Origin of the sequence: Blautia fusiformis (genome assembly GCF_020686995.1) — a bacterium.
GTDB classification, from domain to species: Bacteria; Bacillota; Clostridia; order Lachnospirales; family Lachnospiraceae; genus Blautia_A; species Blautia_A fusiformis.
Map to the genome: position 1 here is coordinate 1 of NZ_JAJEPT010000010.1, position 20740 is coordinate 20740.

Annotated in this window: 20 protein-coding genes and 1 riboswitch; of the genes, 17 read left to right on the forward strand and 3 right to left on the reverse strand. The window is 45.8% G+C overall.

Going from position 1 to position 20740, the window contains the following annotated elements; genetic code table 11:
• The 3 genes from LKD46_RS09605 to LKD46_RS09615 all read left to right on the forward strand — a co-directional run.
• On the forward strand, positions 1-243 hold a 243-nt coding region (locus LKD46_RS09605), incomplete at its 5' end, for a hypothetical protein (protein ID WP_227574082.1).
• A complete protein-coding gene (locus tag LKD46_RS09610) occupies positions 209-1000 on the forward strand; it encodes a ParA family protein (protein WP_015526030.1) in 792 nt (263 codons plus the stop codon). The genes LKD46_RS09605 and LKD46_RS09610, both read left to right, overlap by 35 nt.
• Positions 987-1430 carry a hypothetical protein gene (locus tag LKD46_RS09615; RefSeq protein ID WP_021650455.1) on the forward strand — a complete coding sequence of 148 codons (444 nt, stop codon included), beginning with the start codon at positions 987-989 and terminating at the stop codon, positions 1428-1430. Before LKD46_RS09610 ends, LKD46_RS09615 begins: the two co-directional genes overlap by 14 nt.
• Positions 1431-1578: 148 nt before the next feature.
• On the opposite strand, the gene LKD46_RS09620 is transcribed toward LKD46_RS09615, so the two are convergent.
• Complete coding sequence (locus LKD46_RS09620) at positions 1579-3300, reverse strand: ABC transporter ATP-binding protein (RefSeq protein WP_118368624.1); 1722 nt, start codon at positions 3298-3300, stop codon at positions 1579-1581.
• 437 nt (positions 3301-3737) lie between these two features.
• On the opposite strand from LKD46_RS09620, the gene LKD46_RS09625 reads away from it, so the two are divergent.
• On the forward strand, positions 3738-5990 hold the full coding sequence (locus LKD46_RS09625; RefSeq protein ID WP_110103305.1) for a PTS sugar transporter subunit IIABC: 2253 nt from the start codon (positions 3738-3740) through the stop codon (positions 5988-5990).
• 239 nt (positions 5991-6229) lie between these two features.
• A complete protein-coding gene (locus LKD46_RS09630; protein WP_110103339.1) occupies positions 6230-7057 on the forward strand; it encodes a PRD domain-containing protein in 828 nt (275 codons plus the stop codon).
• 28 nt (positions 7058-7085) lie between these two features.
• Here LKD46_RS09630 and LKD46_RS09635 read toward each other — a convergent pair whose 3' ends face one another.
• Positions 7086-7964: a LysR family transcriptional regulator gene (locus LKD46_RS09635; protein WP_110103306.1), complete on the reverse strand. Its 879-nt coding sequence runs from the start codon at positions 7962-7964 to the stop codon at positions 7086-7088.
• 166 nt (positions 7965-8130) lie between these two features.
• On the opposite strand from LKD46_RS09635, the gene LKD46_RS09640 reads away from it, so the two are divergent.
• Both LKD46_RS09640 and LKD46_RS09645 read left to right on the forward strand, forming a co-directional pair.
• Positions 8131-8778, forward strand: coding sequence for a YoaK family protein (locus LKD46_RS09640; RefSeq protein ID WP_110103340.1), 648 nt, complete (start codon positions 8131-8133; stop codon positions 8776-8778).
• 15 nt (positions 8779-8793) lie between these two features.
• On the forward strand, positions 8794-9549 hold the full coding sequence (locus LKD46_RS09645) for a DUF4866 domain-containing protein (protein WP_186582391.1): 756 nt from the start codon (positions 8794-8796) through the stop codon (positions 9547-9549).
• Positions 9550-9645: 96 nt separating this feature from the next.
• Here the strand turns inward: LKD46_RS09645 and LKD46_RS09650 are convergent, their stop codons facing one another.
• A complete protein-coding gene (locus LKD46_RS09650) occupies positions 9646-10974 on the reverse strand; it encodes a threonine/serine exporter family protein (RefSeq protein WP_110103308.1) in 1329 nt (442 codons plus the stop codon).
• Positions 10975-11295: 321 nt separating this feature from the next.
• On the opposite strand from LKD46_RS09650, the gene pckA reads away from it, so the two are divergent.
• The 10 genes from pckA to LKD46_RS09700 all read left to right on the forward strand — a co-directional run bounded on the left by pckA (position 11296) and on the right by LKD46_RS09700 (position 20739).
• Positions 11296-12900, forward strand: a complete 1605-nt coding sequence (gene pckA / locus LKD46_RS09655; RefSeq protein WP_015526024.1) for a phosphoenolpyruvate carboxykinase (ATP) — start codon at positions 11296-11298, stop codon at positions 12898-12900.
• 296 nt (positions 12901-13196) lie between these two features.
• A riboswitch (NiCo riboswitch) is annotated at positions 13197-13326 on the forward strand.
• Between the two features lie 201 nt (positions 13327-13527).
• On the forward strand, positions 13528-14457 hold the full coding sequence (locus tag LKD46_RS09660) for a cation diffusion facilitator family transporter (protein WP_110103310.1): 930 nt from the start codon (positions 13528-13530) through the stop codon (positions 14455-14457).
• A gap of 305 nt (positions 14458-14762) precedes the next feature.
• Positions 14763-14966, forward strand: a complete 204-nt coding sequence (locus LKD46_RS09665; protein ID WP_022426534.1) for a hypothetical protein — start codon at positions 14763-14765, stop codon at positions 14964-14966.
• Positions 14967-15078: 112 nt separating this feature from the next.
• Positions 15079-15411: a rhodanese-like domain-containing protein gene (locus LKD46_RS09670; protein ID WP_015526020.1), complete on the forward strand. Its 333-nt coding sequence runs from the start codon at positions 15079-15081 to the stop codon at positions 15409-15411.
• Positions 15412-15537: 126 nt separating this feature from the next.
• Positions 15538-16080: a phosphodiesterase gene (gene yfcE, locus LKD46_RS09675; RefSeq protein ID WP_022426532.1), complete on the forward strand. Its 543-nt coding sequence runs from the start codon at positions 15538-15540 to the stop codon at positions 16078-16080.
• Entirely contained in the window at positions 16077-17234 is a 1158-nt protein-coding gene (locus LKD46_RS09680; protein WP_021650290.1) for a THUMP domain-containing class I SAM-dependent RNA methyltransferase, read from the forward strand. Before yfcE ends, LKD46_RS09680 begins: the two co-directional genes overlap by 4 nt.
• Positions 17231-17815, forward strand: a complete 585-nt coding sequence (locus LKD46_RS09685) for an XTP/dITP diphosphatase (protein ID WP_110103311.1) — start codon at positions 17231-17233, stop codon at positions 17813-17815. Before LKD46_RS09680 ends, LKD46_RS09685 begins: the two co-directional genes overlap by 4 nt.
• Positions 17812-18291 carry a metallophosphoesterase family protein gene (locus tag LKD46_RS09690; RefSeq protein WP_021650292.1) on the forward strand — a complete coding sequence of 160 codons (480 nt, stop codon included), beginning with the start codon at positions 17812-17814 and terminating at the stop codon, positions 18289-18291. The genes LKD46_RS09685 and LKD46_RS09690 overlap by 4 nt, the downstream gene beginning before the upstream one ends.
• Before the next feature lie 238 nt (positions 18292-18529).
• On the forward strand, positions 18530-19111 hold the full coding sequence (locus LKD46_RS09695; RefSeq protein WP_110103312.1) for a hypothetical protein: 582 nt from the start codon (positions 18530-18532) through the stop codon (positions 19109-19111).
• Positions 19108-20739 (forward strand): GH3 family acyl-acid amido synthetase, encoded by a 1632-nt coding sequence (locus LKD46_RS09700; RefSeq protein WP_227574083.1) that lies wholly within the window; start codon positions 19108-19110, stop codon positions 20737-20739. The genes LKD46_RS09695 and LKD46_RS09700 overlap by 4 nt, the downstream gene beginning before the upstream one ends.
• Position 20740 lies beyond the last annotated feature (1 nt).

A 20740-nucleotide genomic window follows, 5' to 3' on the forward strand; every position in this document is an offset into this window, starting at 1 on the left:
AAAATAATAATAGTCAGCGAATCAGGACAGCAGGTTTTCGGAGTGATCCGGAACCTGCTGTTTTTGGGTGTATATACTGTTGTTTTATGTGAGGTTATTTTGTCGGTTTTCGTGGTTTTATGGGGGATGTGCTTGTTTTTAGGAGAACGTTATATTATAATAAGGGCAAGTGACAGAAAATACGAAATTATGTTGTCGGGAGGCTGTAATGGGAAATACAGTAACGATCTGTTTTGCAAATAATAAGGGCGGCAGCGGAAAGTCCACCAGCTGTTCCAATGTGGGAGCGGCACTGGCCGGCATGGGTAAGAAGGTACTGATGGTAGACGGTGATATGCAGCTGAATCTTTCCCTTTCTTTTTTTTCGGAGGAAGAAGTGCTTGAGATGGCAGCAGGGGAAAAGAATCTCTATTATGCTATCGGTCATCAGTCGGATCTCAGCGATTTTATCGTGCATACGAAGTATGAGAATCTGGATCTGGTTCCGTCGTCTACGCTGATGAGCTCCGTGGAATATGAGCTTTTTACAAAATGGCAGAGAGAGTTTATCCTGCGGAAATGTCTGCAGAAGGTTAAAGATTCCGGAGTGTACGATTACATTCTCATTGATGCACCGCCTACTCTTGGCGGCTGGGTGATGAATATTTTATGTGCATCCGATTATGTTCTTGTTCCGGTAGAGGCAAGTCCGTGGGGTATGTTTGGTCTTGCAAATATGTTTGATTTCCTCAATGAAGTCAGGGAGATCGCTCCGGATTTAAAGGTTTTGGGAATCGTAGTAACCAAGGCAGATGCCAGAAAGAATTATTTCAAACAGACTATGGAAACACTGAAAGAAATGGAAGGAATCTATCTTTTCGAATCTTTTATCCGTGTAGACAGCTCCATCGAATGGTCCCAGGACAGCAGTGAACCAGTTGTGGAGTTCAAAAAAAGCAGCCGCAGCGCAAAAGAGTACATAGCATTGGCAGAGGAGGTAATGAATCGTGTCAGTAGGTAAAGCAAGCATCGCAAGAGCAGTAAATGCAGAAAAAGCATCCAAAACAGAAACAAAAACAGAGGTAAAAGAGGCTGAGGTTAAAGCAGCAGAGAAGCCGTCAGAGGTAAAAGCTGAAACAGCTGAAAAAGCGGCAGAAAAAACTACAGCAAAGAAAACAGCAGCCAAAGCTCCTGCAAAGAAGACCACAGCAAAGAAAGCAGCCGCAACAAAAACAACAGCAAAGAAAACCACTACCAGAAAAACAACAGCACGTAAAACCGCAGCAAAGAAAACAGCTGCAGCAGAAACAACAGGAACTGTAGCCCAGAACGTGATCAGCGGAGGAAACGCCGACGAACTCCAGGCCAAATTCCTCACCCCAAAGAAAGATGAGCCGGACAACAACCAGCCAGTAGGAATTAAAGACGAGCTTCCGGTTTATCTGCTGTAATCTTTGATTGAATTTTTTGAAAAGATAGTAATTGACAAATAAAAAGACTGCTATATATCTATATCACTATTGATAAGGTATACAGCAGCCTTTTATTTTGCCCTATAAAAATCTCAGTGGGACAGCGAAGCGCCTCCCTCGTATCTTTCTACATATTGTAATATGCAGCATACAATCCATTCTTCTCAAGCAGTTCAGCATGAGTGCCTCTTTCGGCGATACCCTCCTCCGTGATCACAATGATCTCATCCGCATCACGGATCGTAGAAAGCCGGTGCGCGATCGTAATGGTAGTACGATTTTTTGAAAGCTCCTCCAGACTCTTCTGGATCCAACGTTCGCTTTCGTTATCCAGAGCGCTGGTGGCCTCATCCAGGATCAGGATCGGAGGATTCTTAAGGAATACACGTGCAATGGAAATCCGCTGTTTCTGTCCGCCGGAAAGGCGTGTGCCACGTTCTCCGACATAAGTGTCGTATTTATCCGGAAGCTCCATGATAAAGTCATGGATACTCGCACATTTGGCGGCTTTGATGATCTCTTCATCGGAAGCTCCGGGCTTTCCGTAGGCAATATTATCCTTGATGGTTCCATCAAAAAGATAGACATCCTGCTGTACCATACCGATCTGGCTTCGAAGGCTCTTAAGAGTCAGCCCGCGGATATCCTTTCCGTCTACAGTAATGGAACCGCCGGTCACATCATAAAATCTGGGCAGGAGAGAGCAGATCGTGGTTTTTCCGCTTCCGGAAGGTCCCACCAGGGCAATGGATTTTCCAGCCGGGATATCAATAGAGATATCGGAAAGCACAGGAGTTTCATCATCGCTGTAATGAAAAGAAACATGGTCGTAACGCACATGTCCTTTCACGTCCGTAAGCTCCGCAGCGTTGTCTGCATCCCTGATCTCGGATTCTGTTTCCATCACATCCAGGAAACGGCGGAAACCGGAAAGACCCTTCTGCATCATTTCCACAAGTTCCACCAGGATCTGGATGGGGCTGATAAAGATTCCAATATACAGGGCATACATGGCAAGATCTGCAGTCTGCATTTCACCCTGAGCGATCAGATAGCCGCCGTAAACAAGAGTTACCAGGTACATCATGCCCTGGAAGAAAAGATTGGAACTCATGAAGCTTCCCATGCAGTGATAATTATCTCTTTTGGAAACAAGGAACGCTTCATTGCTTTTCTTAAATTTGGCACGTTCGATGTCCTCGTTTGCGAAGGACTGCACCACGCGGATTCCGGAAAGCGTATCCTGAAGACTAGCATTTACATCTCCGATCTTACGACGGTTTTCCATGAAGGTTTCCTGCATTTTTGCATTCTGGCGGAAGGAAAACACAAACATTACGATCACCAGGAGGATCAGCGGCAGTGCAAGCTTCTTGTTGATAAAGACCAAGAAGATAAAAGCACCGACGATCTTTACCAGAGAGATAAAAAGATTCTCAGGACCATGATGTGCAAACTCGGAAATGTCAAAAAGGTCACTGACCAGCTTGCTCATCATCTGACCGGAATTATTCCTGCTGTAATAGGAAAAAGACAGCTCCTGGTAATGGTCAAAAAGCTCCCGGCGCATATCACGTTCCATCTTTGCACCCATCATATGTCCCTGATAGGTTACATAATATTTGCAGAGACTCTGCACAATGTACATAACAAAAAGAGAAGCTGCAATCACAGGGAGGGCATGAAGAATAATATCCTTATCCTGTGTAAAGAGAGTTTTTGTCATAGTACGAAGAATCTGGGGATAAGCAAGATCTACCAGACTGATAACGGCTGCACAGATCAGGTCAATAAAAAAGACCGCTTTGTACGGGCCGTAGTAGTGGATGAATTTCTTGATGGTATTCATCGGAAAAGTACCTCCGTTTTTATGAAATGTATAGTGTGGTCTGGGCAAAAAACATTGCTGCCGGACATTCTATGTTCATCTTATCATAAGTAAGAATAAAGTCAAGATAAGTGAATTTCCGGTCTGTTTCGTTTCTGCATACTTTCTGAGAATAGAAGCTATATGGCTGCTGTTCACAGGTAATATTCCGCGAGGGATTGCTGGCAACGGAGCGGATCGTGATATGAGGAGATATCTTTTTGGGAAAAAATTAAATTACTCCTTGACACAGAAGAACAAAACCCGTATAGTGTATTTCAGATTTGGTGTGTAACTGATAAGCAGGCATTAACCAGTCATAAATGTTATTATTTGACGTTTATGGGGGTTGGTGTCTTTTTTTGTTGCCCACTTAAAAGACTCCCGCTCCAAAACGTCGAAAGAAAAGGAGAGAAAACATGAAAGACAAGATTTTCGGAGTTTTGCAGCGAGTGGGACGTTCCTTTATGCTTCCCATAGCAATCCTTCCTGTGGCAGGCCTGCTTCTTGGATTCGGCAGTTCCTTCACAAATGAAACAACCATTGCAACCTACGGACTTCAGAAGATTCTGGGAGACGGAACGATTTTACATGCACTCCTGATCATTATGAACAAAGTCGGAAGCGCGGTATTTGATAACCTGCCGCTGATCTTTGCAGTAGGTGTGGCCATCGGTATGGCAAAAAAAGAGAAAGAGGTAGCAGCTCTTTCTGCACTGATCGCTTACTTCGTTATGAATGTAGCCATCAATGGTATGCTGGTAGTAAATGGTAAGATCACAGCAGACGGACAGATCGCAAAAAGCGTTCTGGAAGGTACTGTAACCTCTGTCTGCGGCATCCAGTCCTTACAGATGGGTGTGTTTGGCGGTATCATCGTCGGCCTTGGTGTTGCGGCTTTGCATAACCGTTTTCATAAGATCGTGCTTCCAAACGCACTTTCCTTCTTCGGCGGTTCCAGATTTGTGCCCATCATTTCCACCATTGTATATATGTTTGTGGGAATCCTGATGTATTTCGTATGGCCGGCAGTCCAGAACGGTATTTATGCTCTGGGCGGTCTTGTAACAGGCAGCGGCTATATCGGAACTCTGATCTTCGGTATTATCAAACGTGCGCTGATCCCCTTCGGACTTCATCACGTATTTTATATGCCATTCTGGCAGACAGCCGTTGGCGGGACTATGGAGGTTGCAGGCCAGATGGTACAGGGCGGACAGAACATCTTTTTCGCCCAGCTTGCAGATTCCGCAAATGTAGCGCATTTCAGCGCAGATGCAACAAGATATTTTTCCGGAGAGTTCATTTTCATGATCTTCGGTCTTCCGGGAGCAGCTCTTGCCATGTACCGCTGTGCAAAGCCTGAGAAGAAAAAAGCAGCAGGCGGACTTCTTCTTTCCGCAGCCCTTGCATGTATGCTTACAGGAATCACAGAGCCACTGGAGTTCTCTTTCCTGTTTGTAGCTCCTGCATTGTTTGCGGTACAGGTTGTTCTTGCAGGCGCGGCTTATATGATCGCACATATGCTGAACATTGCAGTAGGACTTACCTTTTCCGGAGGTTTCCTTGATCTGTTCCTGTTCGGGATCCTTCAGGGAAATGCAAAGACAAGCTGGCTCAGGATTATCCCGGTAGGTATCATTTACTTTATTCTCTATTATGTGATCTTCACCTTCCTGATCAAAAAGTTCAACTTCAAGACTCCGGGACGTGAGGATGACGACACAGAAACAAAGCTTTATACAAAAGCAGATGTAAACGCGAGAAAAGAAGCCGGAAAAGCCGGTGAAGCAGCAGGAAGCACATCCGCAGATCCGGTAAGTGAAGCCATCACAGCCGGTCTTGGCGGAAAGAAAAACATCAGTGATGTGGACTGCTGTGCAACAAGACTCCGTATCACCGTCCATGATGCAGCAAGAGTTAACGACGACATTCTGAAAACAACAGGCTCCAGAGGAATCGTGAAAAAAGGCCAGGGCGTGCAGATCATCTACGGTCCGCAGGTAACTGTGATCAAATCCAAGCTGGAGGATTATCTGGAGACAGCGCCGAATGAATATTTTGAAGGTGCAAATGAGAAAGAAACAGACAATGCGGAAAATCAGGCTCAGTCTGATACAGAGCGTACAGCAGAAAGTACAGGTGAGGCTGCTCAGAACACAGCTCCGACATCCGAAGCCAACATGCAGCCGGAGAAAAAGGTTCTCAGAACAGCGATTGTCTACAGCCCGGTAACCGGTATCGCTGCAGACCTTTCCACAGCGCCGGATGAAGGCTTTGCGGAAGGAATGATGGGAGAGGGTGCTGTAGTCACACCGAAGGACCCGGTGATCTGTGCTCCGGAAGACGGCGAGGTAGAGTTTATTTTTGACACAAAGCATGCCATCGGATTCCAGACAGATACAGATCTTCCTATGCTCCTCCATATCGGCATTGACACTGTAAAGCTGGAAGGAAAAGGCTTCGAGATCCTGGTAGAGCAGGGACAGCATGTAAAAAAAGGCGAGCCGTTGATGAAGATTGACATCCCGTATCTTACAGAAAACGCTCCGTCCTTATGTTCTCCGATCCTTTGCACAGAGATCGAGGATAATCAGAGAGTACGCCTTCTTGCCAATGGAGAGATCAAGGCAGGAGAGCCGCTGTTCGCAGTAGAGACTGTGGAAGAATAGGAAATTTTTCAGCAATAATATAGAAGATTGGTTTTGTGAAAAGCGCGCCTAATGCCCGGGCGCGCTTTTCCTGTGGCAAAGAAAATAACTGTCTGTCAGAAGGACTTTACACAAAAGAAAGATTCTGTTACGATAAAGAAAATCAACAGCTGCAGACAAAAATGTCGACTGAAAATCCGGGGCAGACAGTGGTGGAATGTGGAAAAGCAGCAGGATATATAAAAATGGTGGGGAAAAAGATGTACAGAGTGAGCAAGGTATTAAACAATAACGGCATCATTGCCATAAATATGGAAGAAAACCAGGAATATGTACTTCTGGGAAAAGGTGTGGGATTTGGAAAGAAGGTCAGCCAGCGTTTTGAGGCTTCGGCAGACTGTACTATTTACAGGCTGGCTCAGGAGACAGAACGTGGCTCAGCAAAAGAACTGGCAAAGAGCGTAGCACCGGAATTTCTGGAGATCGCAGATGAGATATTGAGAGAAGCTGAGAAGACCTTTGGGGATACCATAGACAGAAGGATCCTGTTTCCCCTTGCTGATCATATTTCCTTTGCAGTGGGACGTATCCGGAATCATGAGCAGATCAGCAATCCTCTGACTGATGATATCAAGGTGCTTTTTTACAGCGAATTCAAGGTGGCGGAGGTATTGAAGAAGATCCTGAAGGAGCGGATGGATATTGAGATCGACGAGCATGAGGTGGGATATGTGGCACTTCATATTCACTCAGCACTTGGAGATGAAAAGGTGTCTGTTGCCATGCAGACAGCAAGAACGGTACGGGAATGCATCGCCATGATCGAGATGGCCACAGGAAGAAAGATCGATGTGATCTCCCTGTCCTACAACCGTATGATGAACCATATCAAATATATGGTAGCCCGTGTCTCCACAGGGGAGACACTGAAGCTGGATATGAATGAATATATAGAAGAAAAATATCCGGAATCCTACAGGATCGCAGAGGATGTCTGCGAGAGTCTGGGCAAAAGCCTTGGGAAAAAGCTGGACCCTATCGAGATTGGTTATCTTGCCATGCATATTGAGCGGACAGTGGAGCAATAAATATAAATGGCTGATCCGCCTCAGGGATTTACACAATAAATTCAATAGCTTTTTTGACAGCAGTACTCATGGCAGTACTGCTGTTTGTGACTAAGCAGACCTCTCTCTGAGGGAGCGGCTCCTTAAGCTGAAGGGCAAAAATCTTCCCGTCATTGATCACTTCCCGTGCAAGGGGCTCGGGGTAAAAGCCGATTCCCAGATTGTGGACGATCATGGGAAGGACCTGGTCTGTAGTTGCTGCCTCGATGTCAGGATGAAAAGAAACACGGTTTTCCATAAAGTAATTCATATACATTTCTCTGGTGCTGGTCCCTTCCGCAAGACCTACAAAGGGCAGATCCTGAAGCTCATGGATGCTGATAGGGGCAGTGGTCAGATCCTTATATTTGCTTCCGCATACAAGGATCTCCCGGTAACGCAGGAGACTTTTTTTCTGTAAAGGTTTGCGGATGGAGATCGGAGTGGTGACAATAGCGAAATCCACCGCATAATTTTTCAGTGCCTGTACTGCCTGAGGAGTAGAATGGTTAAAGAGGCGCAGGCGAACATGGGGATATTGCTCGCGGAACAGCTCCAGCTTTTCCAGAAGGATCAGACGCAGGGCATTTTCGCTGGCGCCGATGGAAACCAGACCATGCTCCAGCTCTCCGTTCTGGCGGATCTCCTCCTCGCCTAGGGACAGCTGCTCAAAAGCCAGGGCAACGTGTTCATAAAGCTGGCGGCCTTCCGGTGTAAGTGCGATTCCTTTGTTGGAGCGGAGAAAGAGCGTACATTTCAGCTCCTGCTCCAGGTTGTTCATACAGCGGGTGATATTTGGCTGATTGTTGTGAAGAGCTCTTGCTGCCTTGGTAAAGCTCTTATACTGGGCTACATAATAAAAGATCCGGTAGTAGTCGTAAGTGATCATGTATTGTCTCCATCCTGTGATATGATTTTAATATGTTTACGATATTAATAATACTTTTTACATTTGCTTCTGAGCAAACTATAATACACCCGAGGAAAAAAATCAATGACAGGAGTGATTTAGAGTGGTTTCAGGAGGCAGAAAGCTGCAGAGCGCAGACCGGCAGATGTCAGAAGCTTTTATCACAAGTGTATTTCTGGCAATGTCCGGCGGATTTCAGGATGCCTACACATACTTTACAAGAGATGAGGTGTTTTCCAACGCCCAGACAGGCAACGTGGTTCTGATGAGCCAAAATTTTATGACAGGACAGTGGGGAGAGGGCTTAAGGTACCTGTTCCCTGTTTTAGCCTTTGCCATTGGTGTTGTAGCGGCGGAGCGGATCCAGAGTACCTTTAAATATGCAAAAAAACTTCACTGGAGGCAGATGATCCTGCTGATCGAGATCCTGATCCTTTTTGCGGTGGGATTTATGCCGGGAGAATTGGATATGCTGGCAACCGTACTGGTATCCTTTTCCTGCGCCATGCAGGTACAGACCTTCCGGAAGGTGGGTGGTTATTCCTATGCAAGCACCATGTGCATTGGAAATTTACGAAGCGGCACGGCGGCGTTGTCCGTGTATTGTCGTGAAAAACGTCCGGAACAGTTGAAGCAGGCTCTTTATTATTTCGGAATAATTTTCTTTTTTGCCATTGGAGCCGGCGGCGGAGGAAATCTGTCCATGAGGCTGGGGATCCCGGCAATCTGGGTATCGGATGTTTTGCTTCTGCTCAGCTTTATTCTGATGTTTTCCAGTAAACATAGAGATTAGAAAGGGTGAGGAATTGTGGAAAACAGCACATTATTCCCAAGAGAGGAAAAGGCGGAGCTTTTATTTGAAAAGATCCTGAAGGATCCGGAGGCGTGCAGACGGCTGACGGAGACCTTCTATGAATCCATGGATGCGGATACAGACATAGAATGCGGATATCTTCCTCCGGAAAAATTCGCCTATGCATTGCTGGACGCATATAAAAACCGTGATCTGACAGCTCTCCTTATGGCGATCTGCCAGAACAGTATGTTTGATCTTCTGCGAAATTCTTTTCTGGCACCGTTCAGGTTCAATGCAGATGGACAGGAGAATCCGGTGTTTCTCACAGATGAAAACGGAAATTTTCTGCGGGAAAAGGGAATCCATGTAAGTGACAGGGATTACGACCGGTTCCGCAGGATATACAGGGAGAAACCTGGTGTAAAGATGTATCTGGCGTATGGCTATCGGAAGCGCCATTCCTATGATGAAGCTACCATGGAAGTTGAAGAGTATAAAATGGGCGAACATATCGGTGTGCTGCTGGTGTATGAGCTTCCGGACAGCATAAAGGAAAAGGAAACGGAGGCACAGGCCTATGCGGCTGTATGGGATATCATGATGGCAATTCAGAAGAAGCTTCCAAGAGCCTTTGTGTATTATGGGCAGGATTCTGTGGAGGATGGTGGCAAACGTTATGACGGACTGGGCGTTTTTCTACCCATCCATAAATTTGCGGACCGCCTGGAAAAAATGATCGGGATTGCTGATGAGATCGTAATGAAATAGAATGTACAAAAAAAGGACTGCTTTTGTATTGCTCCGGTTATCAGAAGGATAGCTGATGACCGGAAGCTACAGAAAGCAGTCCTTTTTGTATGCCCGTCAGGTGCAGTAGCGGAACATTTTGTCCGTAAGGATCCTGGCGAAAATAAGGCCCAGGGGAAGAGCAACGATGATCAGGATCGCAGCTGCAAACCAGGAGGCGGAAACATTCAGGGACATGATCCCCAGATTGTAGATTGCCCGGTAGAGATAAAGTCCGGGAACCATGATCACAATGGATGGCACGGTAATGGAAATCCTGGGATATCCCACTTTGGTTTTAATGAGGGAGGCCAGAAGTCCGGCTGTCAGTGCTCCGAAAAAAGCCGCGGCAGCAGGTGGGAAACCGGCAAGATCAACAAGCTCCAGACGCAAAGTGTTGGACAGTGCGCCGATGAAGGCGGCAGCTGCGGCTAGACGGACAGGGCTGTTGAACATGACCGAAAAGCCGAATACCCCGCAGAAGCTTGCCAGAAGCCGGAACAGGATCCTCTGAGCTGCCGAAAGCTCCAGAGGCAGGAAATCCACAGGCTTCAGATGAAGAAGCAGTGCCATCAGCCAGGCAGAGACAGCAGCCACCATTACAACAATAATGGCGTAGGCCAGTCGTTCCAGACCGGAACGCATATCCAGCTTGGCAAGGTCGATCCCGCTTGTGATAAACGGAAAGCCCGGAATGATAAACAGCATGGAACAGATGTACCCGGCCTCATGCTGGACGGAAATGTGGAACAGAAGCTCTGCCAGCTTCAGGAAGCCTGCATATACAAGACAGGCGGAGGAAACAGAAACTGCAATGCACATAAACAGAGTAAAATGATGCTTGCCAAGCTTGCAGCGGATGGCGTTTCCGATGCCTGCGCCTGCAAAAGCCAGGATCATTTCCAGCGGGCCACCGCCCAGAAGAAAAGTAAATGCACCACAGGCCAGTGCAGAAGCCAGTCCCAGGGCGGCAGGGGAATAAAGCCCGTGGATCCGCTCGATCTCATCTAACTGACTGTGCAGTGCTTCACCGCTCATATGGATACCCTCCGCAGGAAAATCACTGACAAAATGTTCCAGCCTGTTCAGTCTGGAAGTATTTACGCCGGTGGTAGTCAGACTAAGTGCATGGGAAAAACTGCTCTCACCGTCAAAGCAGGTGTAGCTTATAGACATCAGTCCGATATCTGCGGAACAGGTGATACCAAGTGCTTCTGACAATGTATTCATGGAACTCCGTACCCGCCAGGCACCGGTCCCACAGGAGAGAAGCATCATGCCTGTACGGCCGATCAGGGAAGCTTTTTCGGAAAGAGAAGCTTCGGTAATGGGCTGGCTGTTCTTGGTACTTACGTAGTTGTGCCAAGGGATTTCCATATGATTACGTTTGATCAGAATATCTGACATAGAAATCACTTCTTTCTATATATTAAAATCATATAGTTACTATTATAAATATATATAATAACTATAATCAGATATATTGTAGCCATTATTCTGAAAAAGTCAAGTATAGATGGAGTAAAATCTGACAGTACCAAAACGTCACTGTTAAAGATTTATCATTTTTTTGCGGAAAATGAATTTTTTTGGTTGCTTTTACGTACAATTTATGTATAATTGTGGATAGGGATGTTGGAATGACCAATTCCTATGGCAGGATGACAAAAACCTGCAGCAGTAGGTGGCTATCATAATTACTATTAAAGAAGAGAGGTAAATGTTAAGATGGCAAAAATCGATTTAACAAAGTATGGTATTACCGGAACAACTGAGATCGTGTACAATCCTTCCTACGAGACATTATTTGAGGAAGAGACCAAACCGGAGCTTGAAGGATTTGAGAAGGGTCAGGTCAGTGAGCTTGGTGCTGTCAATGTAATGACAGGTATCTACACAGGACGTTCCCCTAAAGACAAATATATCGTTATGGATGAGAACTCCAAGGACACAGTTTGGTGGACATCCGATGAGTACAAGAACGATAACCATCCGGCAACTCAGGAAGCATGGAATGCAGTTAAAGATCTTGCCAAGAAGGAGCTTTCCAACAAGAAACTTTTCGTAGTAGATGCATTCTGCGGAGCTAACAAAGACACACGTATGGCTATCCGTTTCATCGTTGAGGTTGCATGGCAGGCACACTTCGTAACAAACATGTTCATTCAGCCGACAGCTGAGGAGCTTGAGAACTTTGAGCCGGATTTCGTTGTTTACAACGCATCCAAGGCTAAAGTTGAGAACTACAAAGAATTAGGACTTAACTCTGAGACAGCTGTAATGTTCAACATTACAAGCCGTGAGCAGGTTATCGTTAATACATGGTACGGCGGAGAGATGAAGAAAGGTATGTTCTCCATGATGAACTACTATCTGCCGCTGAAGGGCATCGCTTCCATGCACTGCTCTGCAAACACAGACCTTAACGGAGAGAACACAGCAATCTTCTTCGGTCTTTCCGGAACAGGTAAGACAACACTTTCCACAGATCCTAAGCGTCTTCTGATCGGTGATGACGAGCATGGCTGGGATGACAACGGAGTATTCAACTTCGAGGGTGGATGCTACGCTAAGGTTATCAACCTTGACAAAGAGTCTGAGCCGGACATCTACAATGCGATCAAGAGAAACGCTCTTCTTGAGAACGTAACACTTGATGCTGAGGGCAAGATCGACTTCGCTGACAAGAGCGTAACAGAGAACACACGTGTTTCTTATCCGATCAACCACATCGAGAACATTGTTCGCCCTGTATCTTCTGCACCGGCAGCGAAAGAGGTTATCTTCCTGTCCGCAGATGCATTCGGCGTACTTCCTCCAGTATCTATCCTGACACCGGAGCAGACACAGTACTACTTCCTTTCCGGATTCACAGCTAAGCTTGCTGGTACAGAGCGTGGAATCACAGAGCCTACTCCTACATTCTCCGCATGCTTCGGACAGGCATTCCTTGAGCTTCATCCGACAAAATATGCTGAGGAGCTCGTTAAGAGAATGGAGAAGAGTGGTGCGAAAGCATACCTCGTTAACACAGGATGGAATGGAACTGGAAAACGTATCTCCATCAAAGATACTCGTGGTATCATCGATGCTATCCTTGACGGATCTATCCTTAAAGCTCCGACAAAGAAGATCCCATTCTTCAACTTCGAGGTTCCGACAGAGCTTCCAGGCGTAGATCCTGCAATCCTTGACCCACGTGACACATATGCAGATGCTGCAGAGTGGGAGACAAAGGCTAAAGATCTTGCTGCAAGATTCGTTAAGAACTTTGCTAAATATGAAGGAAATGCAGCTGGTAAAGCACTCGTTGCAGCTGGCCCGCAGGCATAATCAGTCATTCCAACTGAATACAGATCGTAGACTTAACCGGGAGCGGATTTATCCGCTCCCGGTTTTTTGACAAACAACTGAGGATTTATTATTTGATATAGAACTGTGCAGTGCGAAGCATGTTTCCAGACATGGAATAAACAGAAAGTTGAAGATATCTACCTGTAAAATAAAAAACTTTGGCTTGACTAACAAAGGACATATGGTGTATCCTTTCTGAGAAGTTAAGCGGGAGACCAGTAAGACTGTAAAAATTCTCTTTGCACTGCATTACATTCGAACAGGATGCGAGATCAACAGTACAAACTGAGCAGGCGATGCTTTTCGGAATCGAAAATATTAATCCGAAGGCATGGGGCCGGGCCGCAGGAAGCGGCAGCGGATATGGAATGTGACTTTGCTTTCAGACATATCTGCGGGACAGTGTATGTTTCGCAGGTATGTCTTTTTTACTGCAAAAATATGGATGGTACAGATGGTAGAAGTTGAGGTATCCATATATATAAAAGAAAGAACACCGGCGGAAAATCGCACTGCAGCGAGTAGTGAAGGAACCGCCGGTTTTTTCACGGAAAATGTTGTGCCATAAGAAGAACCTGATCATATATTTAAAAGGAGGTCCTGTTTATGGAACACACAGAAAACAAAACAATTATACATGATACAGAAAAAACAGCTTCATGGGAACAGCAGACAGCAATGAAGGTATCCGGGATCAGTATTCTGGTAAACCTTTTATTATCTGTATTTAAACTGATCGCAGGTATTGTGGCACATTCAGGAGCGATGATCTCGGATGCCATTCATTCTGCATCAGATGTGGGAAGCACCTTCATCGTAATTATCGGTGTCCGTCTTTCTACAAAGAAATCGGACAAAGAGCACCAGTACGGACATGAAAGAATGGAGTGTGTTTCTTCCATTGTCCTTGCAGGAATGCTGCTTGTCACTGGTCTCGGGATCGGAATTACCGGTGCCCGTGATATCGTAAAAAGCACATCCGGCGGAACCATTGCCATTCCGGGAACACTTGCACTGATTGCAGCAGTGGTATCCATTGTGGTAAAAGAGTGGATGTTCTGGTATACAAGAGGTGCTGCAAAGAAGATCAATTCAGGAGCCCTGATGGCAGATGCATGGCACCATCGTTCAGATGCACTTTCCTCTATCGGAGCGTTTGTCGGTATTTTAGGTGCAAGACTGGGATACCCGATCCTGGACCCGATCGCCAGTATCGTGATCTGCGTTATGATCGCCAAGGCATCGATCGACATTTTCAGGGATGCCATTGATAAGATGGTAGATCATTCCTGTGATGCAAAAACTGAGGAATCCATGAAGAGAGAGATCCTCAAGGTACCGGGCGTCAGAAGAGTAGACCTTCTTAAAACCCGTCTTTTCGGATCTAAGATGTATGTGGATATCGAGATCGCAGCAGATGGAAGTATTTCCCTTTTTGATGCACATGATATTGCGGAAAATGTACATCATACGATCGAGAATAAATTCAAAGATGTAAAGCACTGTATGGTGCATGTAAATCCGATCAACGGATAAAAAAACAAGCTGCCGGAGCGACTGTGATCGTCATCCGGCGGCTTGTTTTTGTATAGAGAAACACCCGGTAGGGGAGCTACCGGGTGTTTCGAGGGGAGTATAAATAATTAAATAAGGGGTTATGTAAAAAAAATTTTTGAAGGGTAAATTCTTTTTACAAGAATGATTATAATATAAACTGGAAAAAAAAGCAATATGATTTTGGCGAATAATCTCCAAACTTTTTGGGATACTATTTCCTGTAATAAAAAGCGGCAGAAAGCTTGGGAAAGCCGTAAAATCAACTTCATCAGGAGGTAATTCAAATGGCGAAAAATTACGAAACAGACAGAAATGAGTCTAATTATGCAGGAAAAAATCACGGGGAAAGTGCTTCCAGAAACTGCGGGAAAAACAGCTCTAAGAACAGTTCGGGAAATTCTTCCAGAAACAGTTCCAAAAGCAGCTACGGAAACAAAATTTCCGATGAATATGATTCTGAGAAGGACAGAGGCTCTGACAGATATTAAAGGATAAGAAAAGCGGGAAAAGTCAGAGATGGCTTTTCCCGCTTAAATACATATAAGGGAACATTCACCCGGAAGCTTCCATATAATATACCAAAAAGAGGAGATTTTTTCCATGTTTCAGATCGAAACTATCTCTGCAAAAATGCTGGATTATTATGTGGAGCGCAGCGACGCTGTTATCATAGATCTCCGGGATTCTGCCGCCTACAGAAGGGGACATGTCCGGAACGCGGTAAATATTCCATACAGAGAGCTGGAGGAATATCTTGAGAAAAAACAGGATCAGAAATATCGTTTTCCCAAAGATAAGCTGCTGATATTTTACTGCGACCGCGGCGGCGCCAGCATGCAGGCTGCCCGGAGCCTGGCAAGACAGGGCTGTCGTACCAGGTCCGTGATTGGTGGATTTGCAGCCTACAGAGGGAGAAATCTTGTGCGCGGATAAAAAAAACGGACAATATCAAATCAGATTGCGAATGCATATCTGTAACAAATCTTGTATTTTAAAGGAAATCATGATAATGTAAAGAACAGAGATAAAAACCAATACAAATTACAAGGAGAAAAGCTTATGAAATATATGTTTGCGTCCGATGTACATGGTTCGGCATATTACTGCCGGAAAATGCTGGAAGCATATGACAAGGAGAAGGCGGAGAGACTGGTGCTTCTGGGAGATCTGCTTTATCACGGACCAAGAAATGACCTTCCGAAGGAATACGCACCAAAGGAAGTCATCCGCCTTTTAAATGAGAGAAAAAACCAGATCTATGCAGTACGCGGAAACTGTGAGGCAGAGGTGGATCAGATGGTCCTGGACTTCCCGGTTATGGCAGATTACTGTATCCTTGCCATCGAAGGAAAAACGATGTACGCCACACACGGTCATATCTATAATAAGGATAATCTTCCGCCGATGATGGACGGAGACATTCTGATCCACGGTCATACACATGTGCTGAAGGCAGAAAATATGGGGAATTATATCCTTCTGAACCCAGGTTCCGTATCCATTCCAAAGGAAGGTAACCCGCCGACCTATGCAATTCTTGAGAACGGAATTTTTACCATTAAAGATTTTGAAGGAAATACAGTACGGGAGATCACTTTATGAATCTGTGGGAATTAACGGCGCCCTGTCATTTTGGAACAGAGGCGGTGCTGAAGCGTGAAATACTGGATCTTGGCTATGAAGTGACCAGGGTGGAAGACGGAAGAGTAACCTTTGAGGCTGATGCCCAGGGTGTGGCAGACGCCAATCTATTCCTTCGTACCACAGAACGTGTGCTTCTGAAAGTAGGCGAAGTAAAGGCCGAGACTTTTGATGAGCTTTTTGAAAAGACCAAGGCTCTCCCATGGGAGAATTACATACCGAAAAACGGTAAATTCTGGGTAGCCAAGGCAAACTCCATCAAAAGTAAGCTTTTCAGTCCATCTGATATCCAGTCCATTATGAAAAAAGCCATTGTAGAGCGTCTCAAAGGCATCTACGGGATTTCCTGGTTTCCGGAAGACGGTCCGGAATTTCCTATCCGTGTGGCCTTTATGAAAGACGTAGCTCTGATCGGAATCGACACTTCAGGAGTATCCCTCCATAAGAGAGGGTATCGCCAGATGACTGTCAAGGCACCTATCACCGAGACGCTTGCCAGCGCTCTTTTGATGCTCACCCCCTGGAAAAAGGATCGTATTCTTGTCGATCCGTTCTGCGGAAGCGGCACCTTTCCTATTGAGGCGGCAATGATGGCAGCGGATATGGCGCCGGGACTGAACCGTCATTTTCTGGCCGAGAGCTGGGAGCATCTGATCCCGAAGGAATGCTGGGAGGATGCAAGAGAAGAAGCCAGAGAACGTGTAAATCTTGATATTGAAACCGATATCCAGGGCTTTGATATCGATGCAGCTGCCATCAAGGCAGCACGCGCCAACGCAAAAATGGCAGGAGTGGACAGACTGATCCATTTCCAGCAGCGCCCGGTCAGTGAACTCCGCCATTCCAAACCCTTTGGTTTTATCGTGACAAATCCGCCATATGGTGAGCGGATCGAAGAAAAATCCAATCTCCCTGCATTGTACCGTGAGATCGGTGAAAGCTATAAGGGGCTGGATCGCTGGTCCATGTATCTGATCACTGCCTATGACAAGGCAGAGAATGACATCGGCCGAAAGGCAGATAAAAACCGTAAGATCTATAATGGAATGATGAAAACCTACTATTACCAGTTTCTTGGACCACGTCCGCCGAAGAAAGGAAGTATTAAAGAATGAAAAAGATCATTTTTGCTACCGGAAATGAGGATAAAATGAAGGAGATCCGAAGGATACTTGCGGATCCTTCTCTGGAGATCCTTTCCCTGAAGGATGCAGGGATCCATGCGGATATTGATGAAAATGGAAAAAGCTTTGAAGAAAATGCCATGATCAAGGCAGAAGCAATCAGTAAAATGACTGGCGAGATCGTTCTGGCAGATGATTCCGGTCTGGAGATCGACTATCTGAACAAAGAGCCGGGAATCTATTCCGCACGCTATATGGGTGAGGATACTTCTTATCATATTAAAAACGCAAACCTGATCCAGCGTCTGGAAGGTGTACCTGATGAGAAACGTACTGCACGTTTTGTATGTGCTATTGCGGCAGCTTTCCCGGATGGCAGAAGAAAGACAGTCCGTGCTGCCATGGAAGGCCGCATCGGCTACGAGGAAAAAGGGGAGAATGGCTTTGGCTATGACCCTATCTTTTATCTTCCGGAATATGGCTGTACTTCCGCAGAGCTTTCCATGGAAGAAAAGAACAGGATCAGCCATCGTGGAAAAGCTCTTTGCCTTATAAAGGAAGAGCTTGTATGAAGGTGCTGATCGTAAGCGATACTCACGGAAGAGATGAAAACCTGGAGATCGCGATAAATCGGGAGGCTCCTTTTGACATGCTGGTACATTGCGGAGACGTGGAAGGCAGAGAATTTTATATCGAAGCTCTTGCAGAATGTCCCTGCAGTATTGTGTCCGGAAATAATGATTTTTTCTCGGATCTTCCGAGAGAAGATGTGATCGAGGTCGAGGGAAATAAGATCCTGGTAACTCACGGTCATTACTACGGTGTATCCATGGCCTTTGATCAGCTGGCAGAAGCTGCCCGCTCAAGGGGATGCAATGCGGCTTTTTTCGGACATATCCACGTACCGGTTGTTGAAAAGGAAGCAGGTGTGCTTCTGGTAAATCCCGGAAGTCTGGCTTATCCCAGACAACGGGGACGCCGTCCAAGCTATGCAGTAATGGAGACAGATGGAAAGGGCGAAATGCACGTAGAGATCCGTTACCTCTGATTCCGGCAGAAAAAACAAATAAACTGTCATAATTGATAAAATTTGTGCCAATATTCAGCATATATTAGTCAAAAACGATTGCGAAAGTCAGCTATGTGCTATATAATGAACAAGTAGTTGTTTTCTAGTAATATAGAGCATTCTTTAGGGTACTGACCATGAATGGGTCTCGTTCCTGAGAATGCAGCAGAGCGGAATGAGAAGGTCCGCTTTACATAAATGAAGGGGGAAAATACGCATGACTGCGGTTATTATAGGAAGTATCGGCTTTTTATGCTGCTTCCTGTATGATCATAACAGTATCCGACTGAAAAAAAGCTTTCTCCACCCGTTTTTTAGCATAGGATGTTTCCTGATCGCAGTGTCAACAGGTCTGGTGATCCGGAACTGCTGGCCGCGGCGGGGAAGTTCTTTTTTTATTTCTGCTGTTTTTCTGGCAGCAGCGCTCCTGTTTCTGGGACTGTTGATCTATACATTGTTTTTTGCGCTGCCCTTTGATGAGACATATGTCAAAGAAAATCATGAAAGGCTGGCCTATACAGAGGGTGTTTATGCACTCTGCCGACATCCTGGCGTTCTGTGGTTCGCCGGATTTTATTTTTGCCTGGCCGGATTTCTGGGATCCGGGAAGGCAATGGGGGCTTTTGGGGTCCTTATTGTGTGGAACATATTGTACATTTTTTACCAGGACAGGATCGTGTTTCCGGAAACATTCAGTAATTACGGAGCGTATCAGCAGACAACTCCCTTTCTGATCCCAGACCGAAACAGTACAGCTGCCTGCATAAAAACATGGCGAAAAGGGGGGAAAAGGCGGTGAGTCTTGGCGAAAAGCTTCGAAAACAGCAGTATGATGCTATCTGGAAAGAATATTGCGGATTTCTTGATCTGACAATGCAGGATTACATGAAGATCCAGAATCGCCTGATGGAAGAGCAGATCCAGCTCTGGTCAGACTGTGAACTGGGCAAAAGCATTCTGAAGGGCAGGAGACCATCCGGGATCGACGAGTTCCGTCGGCTGGTACCTCTTACCACTTATGAGGATTATGCGGATATGCTCCTCCAGAAGAGAAGTGAAACTCTTCCGGGGAATCCGATCATCTGGATACAGACGACCTGGGAAGGCGGACGCCATCCGATAAAGGTAGCACCATACACAAGAAGTATGCTGGATACCTACAGGAACAATGTAGTTGCCTGCCTCATATTAGCTACAAGCCGTGAAAAGGGCAAATTTGATGTGGAGGAAACGGACAAGATCCTTTACGGACTGGCACCGCTGCCTTTTGCTACCGGCCTTTTTCCACTGGCGCTGAAAGAAGATATCGACATCCGTTTTCTTCCGGAAGTGGAAGATGCGGTAAATATGAGCTTTGGTGAGCGGAATAAAGAGGGCTTCAAGATGGCCATGAAACAGGACGTGGAATTTTTCTTCGGACTTGGAAGTGTGGCCTATGCAGTAAGCCAGAGCCTCACCGGAAGCGTATCATCAGGAAAAAGCAAAATCTCCTTTTCGGAACTTCTACAGTATAAACCAAAGATGCTGAAAAGGATTCTGAATGCCAAAAAGATCTGTAAGAAGGAGAAACGGGAGCTTCTTCCGAAAGACCTTTTTCAACTGAAGGGATTTATGGTGGCAGGAACCGACAACCAGTGCTATAAGGATGATCTGGAGGAAATGTGGGGAGTTCGGTCCATGGAGCTTTTTGCAGGAACGGAACCTTCCATTATAGGAACCGAGACCTGGACCAGGAACGGAATGTACTTTTTCCCGGATACCTGCTTTTATGAATTTATCACCGAAAAGGATATGCTCCATAATTATGAGGATCCCACGTTCACTCCTCCGACCTATCTTATGGATGAGGTTGTTCCCGGGGAGAAATATGAGCTTGTGATCACTGTGTTGAAGGGCGGAGCCTTTGCCAGGTACCGTGTGGGAGATATGTATCGGTGCGTGGGTCTTACCAACCAGGAGGATCGGACACAGATCCCAAGATTTGAGTACATAGACCGTGTTCCGTGGATCATTGATATCGCAGGCTTTACCAGGATTTCGGAAAACGGTATCAAAAGTGTGATCCAGCTGTCCGGGCAGCCGGTTACGGATTGGATCGCAGTGAAAGAATATAATGAGAAAAAACGCCCATATCTGCATCTTTATATAGAAGTAAAAAAAGAAGCGCTGATGTATCAGGCTATGAGCACGGATATTCTGAAAGAACTTCTGACCACGTATTTCAAATATATCGATCAGGATTACCGGGATCTGAAGAAAATCCTGGGAATGGATCCCCTTGTGGTGACCATCCTGCGCTGTGGTACCTTTCATCTGTATGAGTCCAGAAAAGGACGGAAACCACGGCATATGAGCACTCCTTATTATGAGGTGGCGGAACTTTTGAGACTGCAGGATGAGATCGGATTCGGGAATATGAGGAAGTAAC

Bases quoted from the DNA above. Each gene is read 5' to 3' on its own strand.
- LKD46_RS09610 (WP_015526030.1), top strand. From the start codon at position 209: ATGGGAAATACAGTAACGATCTGTTTTGCAAATAATAAGGGCGGCAGC.
- LKD46_RS09620 (WP_118368624.1), bottom strand. From the start codon at position 3,300: ATGAATACCATCAAGAAATTCATCCACTACTACGGCCCGTACAAAGCG.
- LKD46_RS09625 (WP_110103305.1), top strand. From the start codon at position 3,738: ATGAAAGACAAGATTTTCGGAGTTTTGCAGCGAGTGGGACGTTCCTTT.
- LKD46_RS09630 (WP_110103339.1), top strand. From the start codon at position 6,230: ATGTACAGAGTGAGCAAGGTATTAAACAATAACGGCATCATTGCCATA.
- LKD46_RS09635 (WP_110103306.1), bottom strand. From the start codon at position 7,964: ATGATCACTTACGACTACTACCGGATCTTTTATTATGTAGCCCAGTAT.
- LKD46_RS09640 (WP_110103340.1), top strand. From the start codon at position 8,131: ATGTCAGAAGCTTTTATCACAAGTGTATTTCTGGCAATGTCCGGCGGA.
- LKD46_RS09650 (WP_110103308.1), bottom strand. From the start codon at position 10,974: ATGTCAGATATTCTGATCAAACGTAATCATATGGAAATCCCTTGGCAC.
- pckA (WP_015526024.1), top strand. From the start codon at position 11,296: ATGGCAAAAATCGATTTAACAAAGTATGGTATTACCGGAACAACTGAG.
- LKD46_RS09660 (WP_110103310.1), top strand. From the start codon at position 13,528: ATGGAACACACAGAAAACAAAACAATTATACATGATACAGAAAAAACA.
- LKD46_RS09665 (WP_022426534.1), top strand. From the start codon at position 14,763: ATGGCGAAAAATTACGAAACAGACAGAAATGAGTCTAATTATGCAGGA.
- LKD46_RS09670 (WP_015526020.1), top strand. From the start codon at position 15,079: ATGTTTCAGATCGAAACTATCTCTGCAAAAATGCTGGATTATTATGTG.
- yfcE (WP_022426532.1), top strand. From the start codon at position 15,538: ATGAAATATATGTTTGCGTCCGATGTACATGGTTCGGCATATTACTGC.
- LKD46_RS09680 (WP_021650290.1), top strand. From the start codon at position 16,077: ATGAATCTGTGGGAATTAACGGCGCCCTGTCATTTTGGAACAGAGGCG.
- LKD46_RS09685 (WP_110103311.1), top strand. From the start codon at position 17,231: ATGAAAAAGATCATTTTTGCTACCGGAAATGAGGATAAAATGAAGGAG.
- LKD46_RS09690 (WP_021650292.1), top strand. From the start codon at position 17,812: ATGAAGGTGCTGATCGTAAGCGATACTCACGGAAGAGATGAAAACCTG.
- LKD46_RS09695 (WP_110103312.1), top strand. From the start codon at position 18,530: ATGACTGCGGTTATTATAGGAAGTATCGGCTTTTTATGCTGCTTCCTG.